Consider the following 15,492-nt stretch of genomic DNA (forward strand, 5'->3'; position numbering starts at 1 on the left):
GCCTTGGTTGAAACCGGACATTTCGCGCTGGTCCTGGCATTCGCGCTGGCCTTGGTACAGACGCTGGTGCCGCTGTTGGGCGCGCGCCTGAACAACCAGAAGATGATGGCCGTCGGCGGACCGGTCGCGGTGACGGGCTTTGCCTTGACCGCGCTGTCCTTCGCGGCGCTGGCGATAGCCTATGCAACGTCCGATTTTTCGGTGGCCAATGTCTGGGACAACTCGCATTCGCTGCAGCCCTTGATCTACAAGATCACCGGCACCTGGGGCAATCACGAGGGCTCGATGCTGCTCTGGGTGCTGATCCTGACCTTCTTCGGCGCGCTCGTCGCCGTTTTCGGCAGCAATCTCCCCGCGACGCTTCGGGCCAACGTACTGGCTGTGCAAGGGGCGATCGGCGTCACCTTCTTCCTGTTCATCCTGGCGACGTCCAATCCGTTCGCCAGGCTCAATCCGGCGCCGATCGAGGGCCGCGATCTCAATCCGATCCTGCAGGATCTCGGCCTCGCCATCCATCCGCCGTTGCTCTATCTCGGCTATGTCGGCTTCTCGATCTGCTTTTCCTTCTCGGTAGCAGCCCTCATCGAAGGCCGCATCGATGCCTCCTGGGCACGCTGGGTGCGGCCATGGACGCTGGTCGCCTGGATGTTCCTGACCGGCGGCATCGCCATGGGCTCCTACTGGGCCTATTACGAACTTGGCTGGGGCGGTTTCTGGTTCTGGGATCCGGTCGAGAACGCCTCCTTCATGCCATGGCTGGCGGGCACGGCGCTGCTCCATTCGGCGATCGTCATGGAAAAGCGCTCGGCCCTGAAGATCTGGACGCTGCTGCTGGCGATCCTGACCTTCTCGCTGTCGCTGCTCGGCACATTCCTGGTGCGCTCCGGTGTGCTGACTTCCGTCCACGCCTTCGCCACCGATCCGACGCGCGGCGTGTTCATTCTCTGCATCCTGATACTGTTCATCGGCGGATCTTTGGCGTTGTTTGCCTTTCGTGCCTCCAGGTTGACGGCCGGTGGCCTGTTTCATCCAATCTCCCGCGAAGGGGCATTGGTCCTCAACAATCTGTTCCTGACCACGGCCACCGCTACCGTGCTGATCGGCACGCTGTATCCGCTGGCGGTCGAGGCCGTTTCAGCCGACAAGATTTCGGTCGGCGCACCGTTCTTCAACCTGACGTTTGGCCCGCTGATGGTGCCGCTTCTGGTCGTGGTCCCGTTCGGGCCGCTTCTGGCCTGGAAGCGCGGCGACGTCTTCGCTGTCGCTCAACGCCTGATGGCGGCCTTCGCCGCAGCGCTTCTGGCTACGCTGGTGACGGCCTTGTTCATCGATGGCGCATCGGTGTTCGCGGCGCTTGGCGTCGGCCTGGCCTTCTGGCTGATCTGCGGCGCGCTCACCGATATTGCCGTCAAGTCCGGCCTTGGCGCTGTCGCGCCCGGCATTATGCTCAGGCGCTTCGCCGGCCTGCCGCGGTCGGTCTTCGGCACGGGGCTCGCCCATCTCGGCCTCGGGCTGACGACGCTGGGCATCGTCGGCACACTTTGCTTCGGTACCGAGAAGATCCTGTCGATGCATGCAGGCGAGACCGTGCAATTATCCGGCCATACGCTGCGTTTCGAAGGGCTTTATCCGGCCCAGGGGCCTAATTACAGCGAGGATCGCGGCCGCTTCGCCCTGCTCGGCGTTGATGGAAGCACAACTGCCGTAATCACCTCATCCAAGCGCTCCTACCCGGTCCGACAGATGACGACGACCGAGTCCGGTATCAAGACGATTGGGTTCAGCCAACTCTACCTCTCGCTTGGCGACGAGGGGGCCGACGGCTCCGTCGTGGTGCGGCTATGGTGGAAGCCGCTGGTGACGCTGATCTGGGGCGGCGGCCTTGTCATGATGGCAGGTGCTGCGATGTCGCTCATGGACCGGCGCCTGCGTGTCGGGGCACCGTCGCGCCGCCGCAAGTCGACGGGCGCCGTGGCTTCCGCGAGCCTGCCATGACCGCAAGATTCTCGCTGGCCTCGCTGGTCCTGCTGCTGACGCTGTTGTTTGCCGGCGCCGCACTTGCGGTGAAGCCCGACGAGGTTCTGGCCGACCCGGCGCTAGAGGCGAGGGCGCGGACGCTTTCGGAGGAGCTGCGCTGCATGGTTTGCCAGAACCAGTCGATCGACGAATCCGATGCCGACCTTGCCCGCGACCTCCGCGTGCTGGTGCGCCAGCGCCTCGTCGCCGGCGACACCGACCAGCAGGTGATGGACTACATCGTTTCCCGCTATGGCGAGTTCGTGCTGTTGAAGCCGCGCTTCAGCCTGCGCAATGCGCTGTTGTGGGGCACGCCGGTATTCCTGCTGCTTGTCGGCGGCGCCTTCATCGTGCTCGGCGCCCGCTGGCGCCGCTCAGCGCCTGCGGCCGTGCTCACCGCCGAGGAGAAGGCAGCGTTGGACAAGATGCTGGGTAACTAACTCGGCCATTCCTCCGGCGGCCAGTCCCGCGACGTGTGAATGACGTGCAAGATAATGACGCTCTCACGCCCGGCGATCGGCCGCAACTCATAGGCAACAACGTAGGGCAGGCGGCTGATTGGCTTCTCATAGGTGCCTGTTACCCGGCCAGGCCGGCCCGTCGCCATATCGCCAAGACCGCGACCCGTGTCACGAAGGCGATCCGCAAGGCGTCTGGCAGCGGCTGGATTGTCCCGCGCGATGAAGGCGATTTGCTGTTTGATGTCGTCCAGCGCTTCTCGTGACCAGGTGACGAACCGCTTCACGCCTTGTCCGCGCGCTTGGCTTCCGCTGCTTCGATGATGGCGTCGATTTCCGCCATGGCTTCGTCGTGGGCCACGACACGGCCAGCTGCCGCGTCGGCCATGCCACGTTTGATACCTTCGATGATCTCAAGCTCGCGATCGACATAGGCCGATATCGCTTCGGCCGCGAGGAAGGATTTGCTGCGCCGAGTGTCGGCGGCGATCCGCTCCAGCTTCAGCTTGGTTTCGGACGAAACCCGAATCGTCATGGTGGCGCTTGCGGTCATAGTGAAAGCCTTGTGCTGAACTGTGTACAACATAAGGCAACGGGCGGGCGCAACCAAGCGGTCCGTGCCAATACATTACGAAAGTTTCATGCACCGGAAATGGCGCCGTAATGTGCGCCCCTATATTTCTCTTGCCTGAGGATGCCGACCGAAGCGCATCCCTTGAAAGAGGATACGAGACCCATGAATATTGCCCCCAGTTCATATCCCCGCACCCGCAAACGCCTGATGGCTGCCGTCGCTTCAGTGGCCATTGCCGGCGCGATCGGCTTCGGCGCGGTTGCCACCGGGACGGCCCCGGTTATGGCCGAAGCCGTGCGTGTCGAGGCGCCGCAGGTTCCGAGCTTCGCCGACGTCGTCGAGCGTGTTTCGCCGGCGGTCGTCAGTGTCCGCGTCAAAGCCAAGATCGAATCGACCGCTGACGACGGCTCCGATCCACTTGATGGCTTCGGCAACCTTCCCGACGATCCGCAATTGCGCCGTTTCTTCAGGGAGTTCCGTGGCTTTGGCGATCAGGATGGCCAGGATGGAATGCGTCGTTTCGGACGCCGTGACCACAACCGCCAGCCGCGGCCGATCGCCCAGGGGTCCGGGTTTTTCATCTCTGAGGATGGCTACCTCGTCACCAACAACCATGTCGTCGGAGATGGATCGTCCTTCACGGTGGTGATGCATGACGGCAAGGAACTCGACGCCAAGCTGGTTGGCACGGATCAGCGCACCGATCTCGCAGTGCTCAAGGTCGAAGGCGACGGCAAGTTCACTTATGTCGACTTCGCCGATGATTCCAAGGTTCGCGTTGGCGACTGGGTCGTGGCCGTCGGCAATCCGTTCGGCCTCGGCGGCACTGTCACCGCCGGCATCGTCTCGGCCCGTGGCCGCGACATCGGCGCCGGCCCCTATGACGACTTCATCCAGATCGACGCCTCGGTGAACCGCGGCAATTCGGGCGGCCCGACCTTCAACCTCAACGGCCAGGTCATCGGCATCAACACCGCGATCTTCTCCCCGTCCGGCGGCAGCGTCGGCATCGCCTTCGACATCCCCGCCTCGACCGCCAAACAGGTCGTGCAGGATCTGATGAAGGGCGGCACCGTCCAGCGCGGCTGGCTCGGCGTCGAGATCCAGCCGGTCACCTCCGAAATCGCCGAATCGCTGGGGCTGAAGTCCGACAAGGGCGCGCTCGTTTCCAGCGCCCAGAACGATGGTCCCGGCAAGAAGGCCGGTATATCAGCCGGTGACGTCATCACTCAGGTGGACGGCAAGGACGTCGCTTCGCCGAAGGAACTCGCCCGTCTGATCGGCGCCTACCAACCCGGCAAATCGGTCGACGTCACCGTGTGGCGTGACGGCAAGAGTGAAACCGTCAAGGTCGATCTCGGCACGCTGCCTTCGGGCGACAAGCAGGCCTCGTCCGACCAGCAGCCTTCCGCTCCGCCAAAGGCCGACACGCTGGCAGATCTCGGCCTCACCGTCACCAGATCCGACGATGGCAAAGGGCTTGTGGTGACCGATGTCGACCCCGACAGCGATGCCGCCGATCGCGGCATCCAGCCCGGCGACGTCATCACCTCGGTCAATTCCACGGAGGTGAATGGCACCGACGACGTCGCCAAGGCAATGGCCGATGCGGTGAAGGCGGGCCGCAAGGCGGTGCTGATGCAGATCAGCCGCGACGACAGCAACCGCTTCGTCGCGCTGCCTGTCGCCAAGGGCTGACGCCCCAGACGTTTCCGGTGCGGTGGTTTCAAATATCCCGAGCCGCCGCACGGGAAAGTACGGGGCCGGATACGTTAGTCAGTCAGTCATCGTGTTCCGCCCCAGCGGCAGCGGGCTCCCATCGCCCGCTGCCGCTCAAACCACAGAACATGCCGCCCGAAAGCCTGCTTCGATCTTGCGCCGAGGGAGCCGGTGTCATTGCGGCGACGGCGTTCCAAAACAAAGACTTACCGCGTATCCTTGAATCACTTTGTTCGCGATACGCTCAGGTGAGGCCACGATGCATATGCCGGCCACTCAATCTTCCAGCGAAATCGCGTATAACGGTCCCATGAAGATTCTCGTCATAGAAGACGATCGCGAAGCGGCCGATTACCTCCAGAAAGCCTTCACCGAGGCCGGACACACCGCCCATGTCGCCGGCGACGGCGAAACCGGCTTCGCGCTCGCTGATTCCGGCGACTATGACGTGATGGTCGTCGACCGCATGTTGCCGCGCCGCGACGGCCTGTCGGTCATCGCCGGTCTGCGCTCCAGGGGTAACACGACACCGGTGCTGATCCTGTCGGCGCTCGGCGAAGTCGACGACCGGGTCACCGGCTTGCGTGCCGGCGGCGACGACTATCTGACCAAACCCTATGCCTTTTCCGAGCTTCTTGCCCGGGTCGAGGTGCTGAACCGCCGTGCCAGCGCCAGGGAAGCCGAAACTGTCTACCGGGTCGGCGATCTCGAACTTGACAGGCTCTCGCATTCGGTGCGGCGCGCGGCGCGCGAGATCACGCTGCAGCCGCGCGAATTCCGCCTGCTCGAATATCTGATGCGCCATGCCGGCCAGGTGGTGACGCGCACCATGCTGCTGGAAAATGTCTGGGACTACCATTTCGATCCGCAGACCAACGTCATCGACGTTCACGTCTCGCGGTTGCGCGGCAAGATCGAGAAGGGCTTCGACAAGCCGATCCTGCACACGGTTCGTGGCGCCGGCTATATGCTCAAGAGCGGCTAGTATGGCTCTTTCCATGCCGGCTATCATGAAGACGACGGCAGCGCGGCTTTCGGCGCTCTATCTCCTCTTGTTCGCCATCTGCGCGGTGCTGCTCGTCTTCTACATGACCTCTCTGTCGGCGCGCATGCTGACCGCGCAGACGCAGGAGACCATCAACGACGAAGTGCTCGGCCTCGCCCGGGCTTATCAGCGCGGCGGCCTGCCGGTTCTGGTGCGCGTGGTCGAGCAGCGCTCCCGCCAGCCCGGCGCCAATCTCTACCTGATCGCCGATGTCAACGGCCAGATCTTGACCGGAAACGTGCAGAGCCTGGAGCCGGGTGTGCTCGAGGCAGAGGGCTGGACCACTCGTCCGTTCTCCTACCGGCGCTTCGGCGAGGGCGCGCTGGAGCGGCAACGCAACCCTGTGGCAGACGAGAACGAGACGCAATCCGGCGAGAGCGAAGTGCAGACGGAAGGCGAGAAGGGCCATAATGCCATTGCGCTGGTGCTGCGCCTGCCCAATCAGATGATCATGCTGGTCGGTCGCGACCTCGGCGAGCCGGAGCGATTCCGCGCCGTCATCCGCCGCGCGCTGATGCTGGCGCTGGGCATGATGGGGCTCGGCGGGCTTTTGATCTGGTTCTTTGTCGGGCGCGCGGCGCTGAAGCGTATCGACTCGGTGTCGGAAGCGAGTCGCCGCATCATGGGCGGCGATCTCTCCGGCCGGCTGCCGGTCACCGGCGCGGGCGACGAGTTCGACCGTCTCTCCGAAAACCTCAATTCCATGCTGGCCAGGATCGCCACGCTCAACGAAGGGCTGAAGCAGGTCTCCGACAACATCGCCCACGATCTGAAGACACCGCTGACCAGGCTGCGCAACCGCGCCGAGGCGACGCTTTCCGGCAAGCACAAGACCACCGACTACCGGCAGGCGCTGGAAGCGACCATCGCCGAGTCCGACCAGCTGATAAAGACCTTCAACGCCATCTTGATGATCTCCAGGCTGGAAGCGGGCTATTCCTCCGAAAGCACCAGCCGGGTCGATCTGGCCGCCTCCGTGCGCGATGTCGTCGAGCTTTACGAGCCGGTGGCGGAGGAGGCTGGGGTAACACTTGAGACTTCGGTGGAGGGTGCCTTCGTGGTCGAAGGCAATCGTGAGCTGATCGGCCAGGCACTGTCGAACATTGTCGACAACGCGATCAAATATTCGACCGACTCGACCGCCAGGCCCACCGTTCGCGTTGCGCTTGAACGCGCCGGCAGCGAGATCAAGCTTTCCGTCTCCGACAATGGCCAGGGCATTCCCGACGATGCCGACCGCGCCAGGGTGACCGAGCGTTTTGTGCGGCTGGAAAAAAGCCGCTCGCAGCCGGGTTCCGGCCTGGGCCTCAGCCTCGCCAAGGCTATTATGACATTCCACAACGGGCGGCTCGATCTTCTGCCGGGCAATCCTGGATTGTCGGTAGTCATGAGCTTTCCCGAACGGGAGGATCGCTGATGGCAGTGAAAGCGGCTGCGGAACAGACCAGCTGGCTCTTGAAGCCGGTCGCAAAGCTCGTGCCCCTGGATCAGAGCCAAGCCCGGCGGGAATTGTCTGAGATCGCTTCCACCGCGCAGGAGGAGGGGCTTACCCGGTTGGCGAAATTCCTGGCCGGCAGGGGCGCCGTCCAGGATTTCCTTGCCGCGGTGTTCGACCTGTCGCCGTTTCTGCGCGACACAGTGCGCCGCCGCCCTGAGATTCTCAATGCGCTTTTCGATGGGACGGTCGAGGCCCGGCTGATTGCGATCGGCGCGGCGATCGACAAGGCCGCGCGAGGTGAAGCCATCTCCGAAAGCCGCCTGATGATGGAATTGCGCCAATGGAAAGCGGAAGCGCATGTCTTGATCGCGCTGGCCGATCTTGCAGGCGAGGCTGAAACCGCCATTACTGTGCGGCGGCTGAGCGATCTTGCCGACGCCTGTACCCGCGCTGCTGTCGACTTCCTGCTTCGCGACGCGCACGGTCAGGGCAAGCTCAAACTGCCGGATCCCGAGGATCCGGCGCGCCAATCGGGCTGGATCTTGCTCGGCATGGGCAAGCTTGGCGCGCATGAGCTGAACTTCTCCTCCGACATCGATCTCGTCGTTTTCTTCGACCCGCAGGCCCCTGCCGTCGTCGATCCGCTCGATGCGACGGAGCTGTTTTCGCGCCTGACGCGCCGGCTGGTCCGCATACTCCAGGACCGCACCGAACACGGCTACGTTTTCCGCACCGACCTCCGGCTTCGTCCCGATCCCGGTTCGACGCCGCTGGCGATCCCGGTCGAGGCCGCACTGCGCTACTACGAAGCGCGCGGCCAGAACTGGGAGCGCGCCGCCATGATCAAGGCGCGTCCGGTGGCCGGCGACCTCGCCGCCGGTGCTGCGTTCCTGAAGGAGCTCCAGCCCTATATCTGGCGCAAATACATGGACTACGCGGCGATTGCCGACGTTCATTCGATCAAGCGCCAGATCCATGCCCATAAGGGGCATGGCGAGATCGCGGTGAAGGGCCACAACGTCAAGCTCGGCCGAGGCGGCATTCGCGAGATCGAATTCTTCGTCCAGACCCAGCAGCTCATCGCCGGCGGCCGCTTCCCCGAGCTGCGCGGCCGCGAGACCGTGCCGATGCTTGGCCAGCTTGCGGCACGCGGCTGGATCACGACCGAGGCGTGCGACGCGCTCACAGGGCAATACTGGTTCCTGCGCCGCGTCGAGCATGCCGTCCAGATGGTCGCCGACGAGCAGATCCATATACTGCCGGAAGACGACGAAGGGCTTGAACGCATAGCGCGTATGCTCGGCTTTGCCGATGCCACGGCCTTTGCCAAGGCGTTCCGTGCCGCACTTCATCAGGTTGAACGCCACTACGCCGCACTTTTTGAAACCGCGCCCGAGCTCTCGGCGGGCATCGGCAACCTGGTCTTTACTGGCGATGTCGACGATCCCGACACCTTGCGGACGTTGCAAAGTCTGGGATTCCAGCGGGCAAGTGACATCTGCCGTGTCATCCGCGGCTGGCATTTCGGCCGCTATCGAGTCACCCAGTCGGCCGAGGCGCGCGAGCGGCTGACCGAACTAACGCCGGCGCTGCTACAGTCCTTCGGCCAGACGCGCCGGGCGGACGAGGCGTTGATACGCTTCGACGAATTCCTTGCCGGCCTGCCCGCCGGCATCCAGCTGTTCTCGCTGCTGCAGTCCAATCCAGCCCTGCTGAAGCTGCTGGCGACGATCATGGGCGCGGCTCCTCGGCTGGCCGCTATCATCACGCGCCGGCCGCATGTGTTCGATGGTCTTCTGGATCCGGCCCTTTTGACCGAACTGCCGGACCGCGCCTATCTCTCGGCGCGTCTCGCTGCTTTCCTCGAAGGCGACAGGGCCTATGAGGACGTGCTCGACCGCCTGCGCATCTTTGCGTCTGAGCAAAAATTCCTGATCGGCGTCAGGCTGCTTGCCGGCTCGATCGATTCGGCCCGCGCCGGCCACGCCTTTTCCGATCTGGCCGATCTCACCATCGATGCGGCGCTGCGGGCAGTGATCGCCGAGTTCGCGCTCCGCCACGGTCGCATCGCCGGCGGCACTGTTGCGCTGCTCGGCATGGGCAAGCTCGGCAGCCGCGAATTGACGGCCGGCTCCGACGTCGACCTCATCCTGCTCTATGATCACGACACCGATGCCGAAGAATCCGACGGCGACAAGCCGCTCGCCCCGTCCCACTATTACTCCAGGCTGACGCAGCGGCTGATATCGGCCGTGTCCGCACCGACCGCCGAGGGCGTTCTCTACGAGCTCGACCTTCGTCTTCGGCCGTCCGGCAACAAGGGGCCAGTGGCCACTCATGTCGATGCCTTCAAGAAGTACCAGCGCAAGGACGCCTGGACATGGGAGCATATGGCGCTCTCCAGGGCTCGCGCGATCGGTGGCGATAAAGCGCTGTGCGCCGAGGTCGAGGCCGAGGTGGCAGCGGTGCTTGCCCTGCCGCGCGACAGCGCCAAGGTGATGGCCGAGGCGTCCGAGATGCGTGCGATGATCGAGAAGGAGAAGCCGCCGCGCGATCTCTGGGACATCAAACTGATCCCCGGCGGTCTCATCGATCTCGAATTCATCGCGCAGGTGGCGGCGATCACGGGAAAGGTCGAAGCCGGCCGCCGTGTCACCGGGACAGCGGAAGTCCTGTCGAGGCTGGCGCCGGATTTCGCCGAGGCCCAGGTCAGGCAGGAGCTTTGCGATGCCTATGCGCTCTATCTGGCGCTGACCCAGAGGATACGGCTCTGCCTCACCGGCGTATTCGAACGAGACGACGTGCCGCCGGGGCTCTCAGATCTGCTTCTGGCGGTCACCGACCTGCCGGATTTCAGTGTGCTGGAAGCGCACCTCAAGGAGACGTCGCAAAAGGTCAGGAAGGATTTCGACCTTTTGCTTCGTGCGAAGTGACCGTGACGGCACAACGCCAAACGGCTGTTTCGAATAACATCGGGGCAATGTCCCTCCGGCGTTCCCGAAAGTTCCAACTCCTTCACGACAACAGAGGGGTCAGGCGGCGGCCCTGACTGCCTGCGCCACCTTCTTGATCGGAATGCGCACCGACACGATCGTGCCAATGCCTTCGGTGGACCGGATTTTCAGGGCGCCGCCTTGAAGCTCGGCCAGCGAGCGTGAGATGGCGAGGCCAAGGCCGGAGCCGGCATGGCTCTTGGAAAACTGGTTCTGCACCTGTTCGAACGGCCGCCCGAGTTTGCTCAGCGCCTCCTTCGGGATGCCGCAGCCATTGTCTTCGATCGTCAGCACCAGAGCGCTGGATGTGTTGCGAGCCCTTACCGCAATGCGGCCGCCCTGGCCGGTGAATTTCACCGCGTTCGACAGGAGGTTGATGATGATCTGCTTGATCGCCCGGCGATCGGCGAACAGCGTCAGTGAATCGGGGATGCGGGTTTCGACGGTGATCGATTTTTCCGCCGCCTGCAGCGAGATGACGCGCACCGTTTCCCTCATCAGTGGGCAGAGGTCGATTTCTTCCTGATCCATCGAGAACTGGCCGGCCTCGATCTTCGACATGTCGAGGATGTCGTTGATGACGCCCAGCAGATATTTGCCGCTGCCGTTGATGTCGGTGGCATATTCCTCGTAGCGCGGTGAACCCAAGGGCCCGAACAGCGCCTGTTCCATCAGCTCTGAGAAGCCGATGATCGCGTTGAGCGGCGTGCGCAACTCATGCGACATGTTGGCCAGGAACTCGGATTTGGCCCGGTTCGCGGCCTCGGCGCGCTCGGTTTCCTTCATGTATTTGCGATTGAGCTCGACCAGTTCGCGCGACCGCTCTTCCTCCGCCCGGCGGGCAAGGCTGAGGTCGTGGATCGTCGCCATCAGCCGGCGCTCGCTGTCGACCAGCTTCTCCTGGTGCAGCTTGATCTGGGTGATGTCCGAGCCGACCGAGACAGTGCCGCCGTCCCTGGTCCGAAGCTCGTTCACCTGCAGCCAGCGGCCATCAGCAAGCTGCCGCTCGAAGGTCACGCCGCCTTGCTGACCGTTGAGGTTGGCAAGCCGGCGCTCCGACGCGAAGGCGAGCATGCGTTCTTCCAGAACGGCGCGCGAGGCGCCCGGCATCACATCGCGATCCGACAGGCCATTGTCCTGCTGGTACTTGGAATTGCACATGATCAGACGTTGGGTCGAATCCCAGAGCACGAAGGATTCGTTGATGTTTTCGATAGCCGTTCGCAAGCGAAGATCCGCTGCCTCGGAGCGCAGCGCCAGGTGCCGCTGCTCTGTGACGTCGACGGCAATGCCGATCAACTGGATCTCCGGCGCTTCCGGGTCGATCACCTGCGCCCTTGCGCGCATCCACACCCATTGTCCGTCGGCATGGCGCATCCGGAACACCTGGTCGATGTGATCGATCTCGCGTGCGACGATTCTGTTGGCGAGCTGGAACAGGTCGCCGTCCTCGGGATGGATGATCTCGTCGACCTCGCCGAACGACAGCATCGTGTCGCAGGGCTCATAGCCTAGCATGTCATACATCGAGCGCGACCAGTACATCTTGCCGCGCACCATGTCCCAGTCCCACAGGCCGCAGCGACCGCGCACCAGCGCCATATCGATGCGCTGGTGCGCTTCGAGATAAATGCGGTCGGCGGCCTGGGCGCGCGCCGCTTGGCCGAAATAGGCGTAGAGGACGATGATCAGCACGCCGGCTGTCAGCACAAACAGGGTGACGTTGAGCGAAACGGTCTTTCGCCACGCCTCGAAGACCGCTTCCTGCGGAACGAGCGCTGCGGCAGCACCGTTCCTGGCATTTGCCAGGCTCACCGCCGCATACCAGTCCTGGCCACCGATGCTGACCTCCATCACCCCGGCGCGCTCGCCGAACATGAATAACGGTTGACCGCCCTGGGCTATGGCGTCGAGCGACCGCCCCTTCCAGCCCGTCGATTGCGGTGTCACGGCAACGATCTTGAACGCCCCGTCGGTGGCCGCAAGCACGTGGCTCCGGCCCATGGCCCCCAGACGGCTGATGCCCTCCAACAGGTCCTGCGTCGCGCCGGGCGTTGAGGTCAGGTTGGCATTGACGGTAATCGAACTGGCAAGTTGGCCCGCCGCGAGCGAGAGGATCGCCTTGGCGTCGCGTTCTACGTCGTCGCGCTCGTTCATCAGCGACAAGAACCGCAGCGCAGCGATGACCAGCAGGAAAACGATGATCAGGGCCGGTATCGATCGGCGCAACAACGGCTCGGCTGCCAGGAGCCGTCGGTAGGCGGGTTCGGCGATGAGCCGAGCGTTACCGGCGAGACCGTCGCGTCTCGCCTCACGCCGCTCAAAAGCCGTCCCTCCGGGCGCGCCCCACGCGTCCGCCTTCGCCATAAATGGCTCTCCCCGATTTCAAATCTGCTTGACGATCCGGCGACGCCGCACTTCCGAATCTTCAGCTAAAGAATCAAAGGTGATTCGCCTTGTCCAGAGGCGCGGCGAAAAAAGATTAAAAATCGACTAAAATAATGGTTTTTCCCGCCCGATGATGGCGCTCAGCAGCGCTCGGCCTTTCCTTCTTCCAACAAGGGGAGAAGGTAAAGGATGCTTTACGCCAAGGTCCGCTCGACGATATCCCGCAAATCGGCCGATAGGTTCTCGGCATTGCCAATCGATAGCAGCGCTTCCCTTGCCTTGGCCTGACGGCTGGGTTCGAGCGAGCGCCATGATCTGAGGGCTGTCGCCAGCCGGGCGGCCAGCTGCGGGTTGCGCTTTTCCACCTGCAGGACCGTTTCGACGAAAAACCGATAGCCTTCGCCGTCGGTGCGGTGGAAGCCGGTCTGGTTGGCGCTGGAAAACGTGCCGACGAGCGAACGCACCCGGTTCGGATTGGTCATCGAGAACGCCGGATGGCCGGTCAAAGCGCGTACCGCATCGATGGTTTTCGGGCCGGGCACGCTGGCCTGGATCTGGAACCATTTGTCCATCACCAGCGGATCGGTCGCATATTTCACTTCGAAGTCGGCCAGTGCCTTGACCGCCTCGGGCGAACCGCTGTGACGGAGCGCAAGCACGGTCAATGCAGCGGCGCGGTCCGTCATGTTGGTGGCGGACTGGAAATGCCGAGCCGCAAGCGCCGCACCTCCCGGCAGCAGCGAGAGATAATCGAGCAGGATGTTGCGCAACGCCCGGCGCCCGGCGCTCGCCGCATCCGGACTGAAAGCGGCCTTGTCGGCAAGTCGATCGTAGAGATCGGAGAATATCTCTCGGTTGGCCCCGGCGATCGCGGCCGTCAGCGCCTCGCGAGCCGAGAAGATGGCATCGGGGTCGATGTTCTTGCCGATGTCGCGAGCAATGTCGGCTTCGCTCGGAAGCGCCAAAGCCAGCGCCCGATAGGCCGGCTCGAGTGTCCCGTCGCCGGCTATTTTGCCGGCGAGCTTGGTCAGCCGTGATGCGAAACCGGGCCGCTTGCCGCCGAGGACCTGGCGGAAGGCTGATATCAGCGCGTCGGTCAAAAGCGTGTTGAACGCCTGCCAGCGCGAGAAGGTATCGTCGTCGTGGCCGGCAAGAAAGAACTGATCGTCGGGCTTCTGCTCGACGGAAAGCGTCACCGGCGCCGAGAAGCCTCGGTTGAGCGATATCGCTGGGCGCTCGGCAACGCCCGAGAAGCGCACCATGTGCCGGCGCTTGCGGATATGGATGACGCCGTCCTCGACGCTGGCGCCCTCGACACTGCTGAAGGCCATCGCCTTGCCATCGGCGCCGACCAGGCGGAAGGCCAGCGGAATGTGCATCAGCCGCTTGCGGCTTTCGGACGGCGTTGGCGGCACCGACTGCTCGATCTCGAGTGTGAATTCCTGGGCTGCCGGATTGTGCGTCGAACTGATCGTCAGATTGGGCGTACCCGCCTGATGGTACCAGAGCGAAAATTGCGACAGGTCGCGGCCGGACGCATCCTCGAACACTTTGATGAAGTCCTCGATCGTCGCAGCCTCGCCATCATGGCGCTCGAAATAGAGGTCCAGGCCGGCCCGGAACGTCTCGGCGCCGAGAATGGTGCGGATCATGCGCACGACTTCCGAGCCCTTTTCGTAGACCGTCGCGGTGTAGAAATTATTGATCTCGCGGTAGCGTCGCGGCCGCACCGGATGCGCCAGAGGTCCCTGATCTTCGGGAAACTGATGCGCCCTGAGCGTGCGCACTTCGGCAATACGTTTCACCGCTCGCGAGCGCTGGTCGGCGGAAAACTCGTGATCGCGAAAAACCGTCAGTCCTTCCTTCAGGCAAAGCTGGAACCAGTCGCGGCAAGTGATTCTGTTGCCGGTCCAATTGTGAAAGTACTCATGCGCGATGATCGCCTCGATATTGGCGAAATCGGCGTCCGTCGCGGTCTCCTGGTCGGCCAGCACATATTTGTCGTTGAAGATATTGAGGCCCTTGTTCTCCATCGCGCCCATGTTGAAGTCGGATACGGCAACGATATTGAAGACGTCGAGGTCGTATTCGCGGCCGAACGCCTCCTCGTCCCATTTCATCGACCGTTTCAGGGCGTCCATGGCATAGCCGGCGAGCCCTTCCTTGCCTGGCTCGACATAAATGCCGAGCTCGACCTCGCGGCCGGACAGCGTGACGAAGCTGTCGGCGACCTTGCCGAGCGCGCCTGCCACCAGCGCGAACAGATAGGACGGCTTGGGGAAGGGGTCGTGCCATCTAGCGTAGTGCCAGCCGTCGGCAAGTTCGCCGCTGCCCGCTGGGTTGCCGTTGGAAAGAAGCAATGGCGCCTCATGCCGCAGCGCCTCGATGCGCACCGTATAGACGGACAGGATGTCAGGTCGGTCGAGAAAATAGGTGATGCGCCGAAAGCCCTCGGCCTCGCATTGCGTGCAATAGACGTTGCTGGAGCGATAGAGGCCCATCAGGGCTTCGTTGTGTGCCGGCGCCAGCTCGGTTTCGATCACGAGCTGGAAGCGGGGTGCTGCGGGCAGCGCGGTGATCGTCAGCTGATCGGGCGTGGCAAAAAAATCCGTCGGCGCAAGTGTGCGGCCGTCGATTGCGACGCGGGTGAGCGTCAGCCCATCGCCATCCAGCACCAGAGGCACCGACGCCGCTATGCCGCCGCGACGTTCGACCGTCAGCACGGCAACGACGCGGGTGGCCTCTGGCGACAGGCGGAAAGTCAGGCTGGTTTCCGGAATGAGATAGTCGGTGGGGCGATAGTCTTCGAGCTTGAAGACCTGGCCGGTGTCCGTGCGCATTCCGTGGGTTTCCTGTCGATT

At 63.4% G+C, this 15,492-nt stretch carries 10 protein-coding genes; 6 read left to right on the forward strand and 4 right to left on the reverse strand.

What is annotated here, in order from left to right; genetic code table 11:
* Nucleotides 1-3 precede the first annotated feature (3 nt).
* Both ABID19_RS25785 and ABID19_RS25790 read left to right on the forward strand, forming a co-directional pair.
* On the forward strand, nucleotides 4-1,995 hold the full coding sequence (locus ABID19_RS25785; protein WP_354493731.1) for a heme lyase CcmF/NrfE family subunit: 1,992 nt from the start codon (nucleotides 4-6) through the stop codon (nucleotides 1,993-1,995).
* Nucleotides 1,992-2,456 carry a cytochrome c-type biogenesis protein gene (locus tag ABID19_RS25790; RefSeq protein WP_354493732.1) on the forward strand — a complete coding sequence of 155 codons (465 nt, stop codon included), beginning with the start codon at nucleotides 1,992-1,994 and terminating at the stop codon, nucleotides 2,454-2,456. The genes ABID19_RS25785 and ABID19_RS25790 overlap by 4 nt, the downstream gene beginning before the upstream one ends.
* On the opposite strand, the gene ABID19_RS25795 is transcribed toward ABID19_RS25790, so the two are convergent.
* Together ABID19_RS25795 and ABID19_RS25800 are read right to left on the reverse strand one after the other, a co-directional pair.
* Nucleotides 2,453-2,761 carry a type II toxin-antitoxin system RelE/ParE family toxin gene (locus ABID19_RS25795; RefSeq protein ID WP_354493733.1) on the reverse strand — a complete coding sequence of 103 codons (309 nt, stop codon included), beginning with the start codon at nucleotides 2,759-2,761 and terminating at the stop codon, nucleotides 2,453-2,455. The genes ABID19_RS25790 and ABID19_RS25795 overlap by 4 nt on opposite strands.
* The gene (locus ABID19_RS25800) at nucleotides 2,758-3,027 is read right to left on the reverse strand and encodes a CopG family ribbon-helix-helix protein (RefSeq protein WP_354493734.1); all 270 of its coding nucleotides are present in this window, start codon (nucleotides 3,025-3,027) and stop codon (nucleotides 2,758-2,760) included. The genes ABID19_RS25795 and ABID19_RS25800 overlap by 4 nt, the downstream gene beginning before the upstream one ends.
* A 183-nt stretch (nucleotides 3,028-3,210) precedes the next feature.
* On the opposite strand from ABID19_RS25800, the gene ABID19_RS25805 reads away from it, so the two are divergent.
* The 4 genes from ABID19_RS25805 (at nucleotide 3,211) to ABID19_RS25820 (ending at nucleotide 10,183) form a co-directional block, all read left to right on the forward strand.
* Nucleotides 3,211-4,746, forward strand: a complete 1,536-nt coding sequence (locus tag ABID19_RS25805; protein ID WP_354493735.1) for a Do family serine endopeptidase — start codon at nucleotides 3,211-3,213, stop codon at nucleotides 4,744-4,746.
* 331 nt (nucleotides 4,747-5,077) lie between these two features.
* On the forward strand, nucleotides 5,078-5,752 hold the full coding sequence (locus tag ABID19_RS25810; protein WP_164547000.1) for a response regulator transcription factor: 675 nt from the start codon (nucleotides 5,078-5,080) through the stop codon (nucleotides 5,750-5,752).
* Between the two features lies 1 nt (nucleotide 5,753).
* The gene (locus tag ABID19_RS25815; protein WP_354493736.1) at nucleotides 5,754-7,229 is read left to right on the forward strand and encodes a sensor histidine kinase; all 1,476 of its coding nucleotides are present in this window, start codon (nucleotides 5,754-5,756) and stop codon (nucleotides 7,227-7,229) included.
* A complete protein-coding gene (locus tag ABID19_RS25820) occupies nucleotides 7,229-10,183 on the forward strand; it encodes a bifunctional [glutamine synthetase] adenylyltransferase/[glutamine synthetase]-adenylyl-L-tyrosine phosphorylase (protein WP_354493737.1) in 2,955 nt (984 codons plus the stop codon). Before ABID19_RS25815 ends, ABID19_RS25820 begins: the two co-directional genes overlap by 1 nt.
* Before the next feature lie 99 nt (nucleotides 10,184-10,282).
* Here ABID19_RS25820 and ABID19_RS25825 read toward each other — a convergent pair whose 3' ends face one another.
* On the reverse strand, nucleotides 10,283-12,610 hold the full coding sequence (locus tag ABID19_RS25825) for a PAS domain-containing sensor histidine kinase (RefSeq protein ID WP_354493738.1): 2,328 nt from the start codon (nucleotides 12,608-12,610) through the stop codon (nucleotides 10,283-10,285).
* A gap of 215 nt (nucleotides 12,611-12,825) precedes the next feature.
* Nucleotides 12,826-15,471: an aminopeptidase N gene (gene pepN / locus ABID19_RS25830; protein ID WP_354493739.1), complete on the reverse strand. Its 2,646-nt coding sequence runs from the start codon at nucleotides 15,469-15,471 to the stop codon at nucleotides 12,826-12,828.
* Between the last annotated feature and the right edge of the window lie 21 nt (nucleotides 15,472-15,492).

This window comes from Mesorhizobium robiniae (assembly GCF_040545535.1).
GTDB lineage: Bacteria > Pseudomonadota > Alphaproteobacteria > Rhizobiales > Rhizobiaceae > Mesorhizobium > Mesorhizobium robiniae.

Coding starts and splice junctions, on each gene's coding strand:
- ABID19_RS25790 (WP_354493732.1), top strand. CDS start 1,992: ATGACCGCAAGATTCTCGCTGGCCTCGCTGGTCCTGCTGCTGACGCTG.
- ABID19_RS25800 (WP_354493734.1), bottom strand. CDS start 3,027: ATGACCGCAAGCGCCACCATGACGATTCGGGTTTCGTCCGAAACCAAG.
- ABID19_RS25805 (WP_354493735.1), top strand. CDS start 3,211: ATGAATATTGCCCCCAGTTCATATCCCCGCACCCGCAAACGCCTGATG.
- ABID19_RS25810 (WP_164547000.1), top strand. CDS start 5,078: ATGAAGATTCTCGTCATAGAAGACGATCGCGAAGCGGCCGATTACCTC.
- ABID19_RS25815 (WP_354493736.1), top strand. CDS start 5,754: ATGGCTCTTTCCATGCCGGCTATCATGAAGACGACGGCAGCGCGGCTT.
- ABID19_RS25820 (WP_354493737.1), top strand. CDS start 7,229: ATGGCAGTGAAAGCGGCTGCGGAACAGACCAGCTGGCTCTTGAAGCCG.
- ABID19_RS25825 (WP_354493738.1), bottom strand. CDS start 12,610: ATGGCGAAGGCGGACGCGTGGGGCGCGCCCGGAGGGACGGCTTTTGAG.
- pepN (WP_354493739.1), bottom strand. CDS start 15,471: ATGCGCACGGACACCGGCCAGGTCTTCAAGCTCGAAGACTATCGCCCC.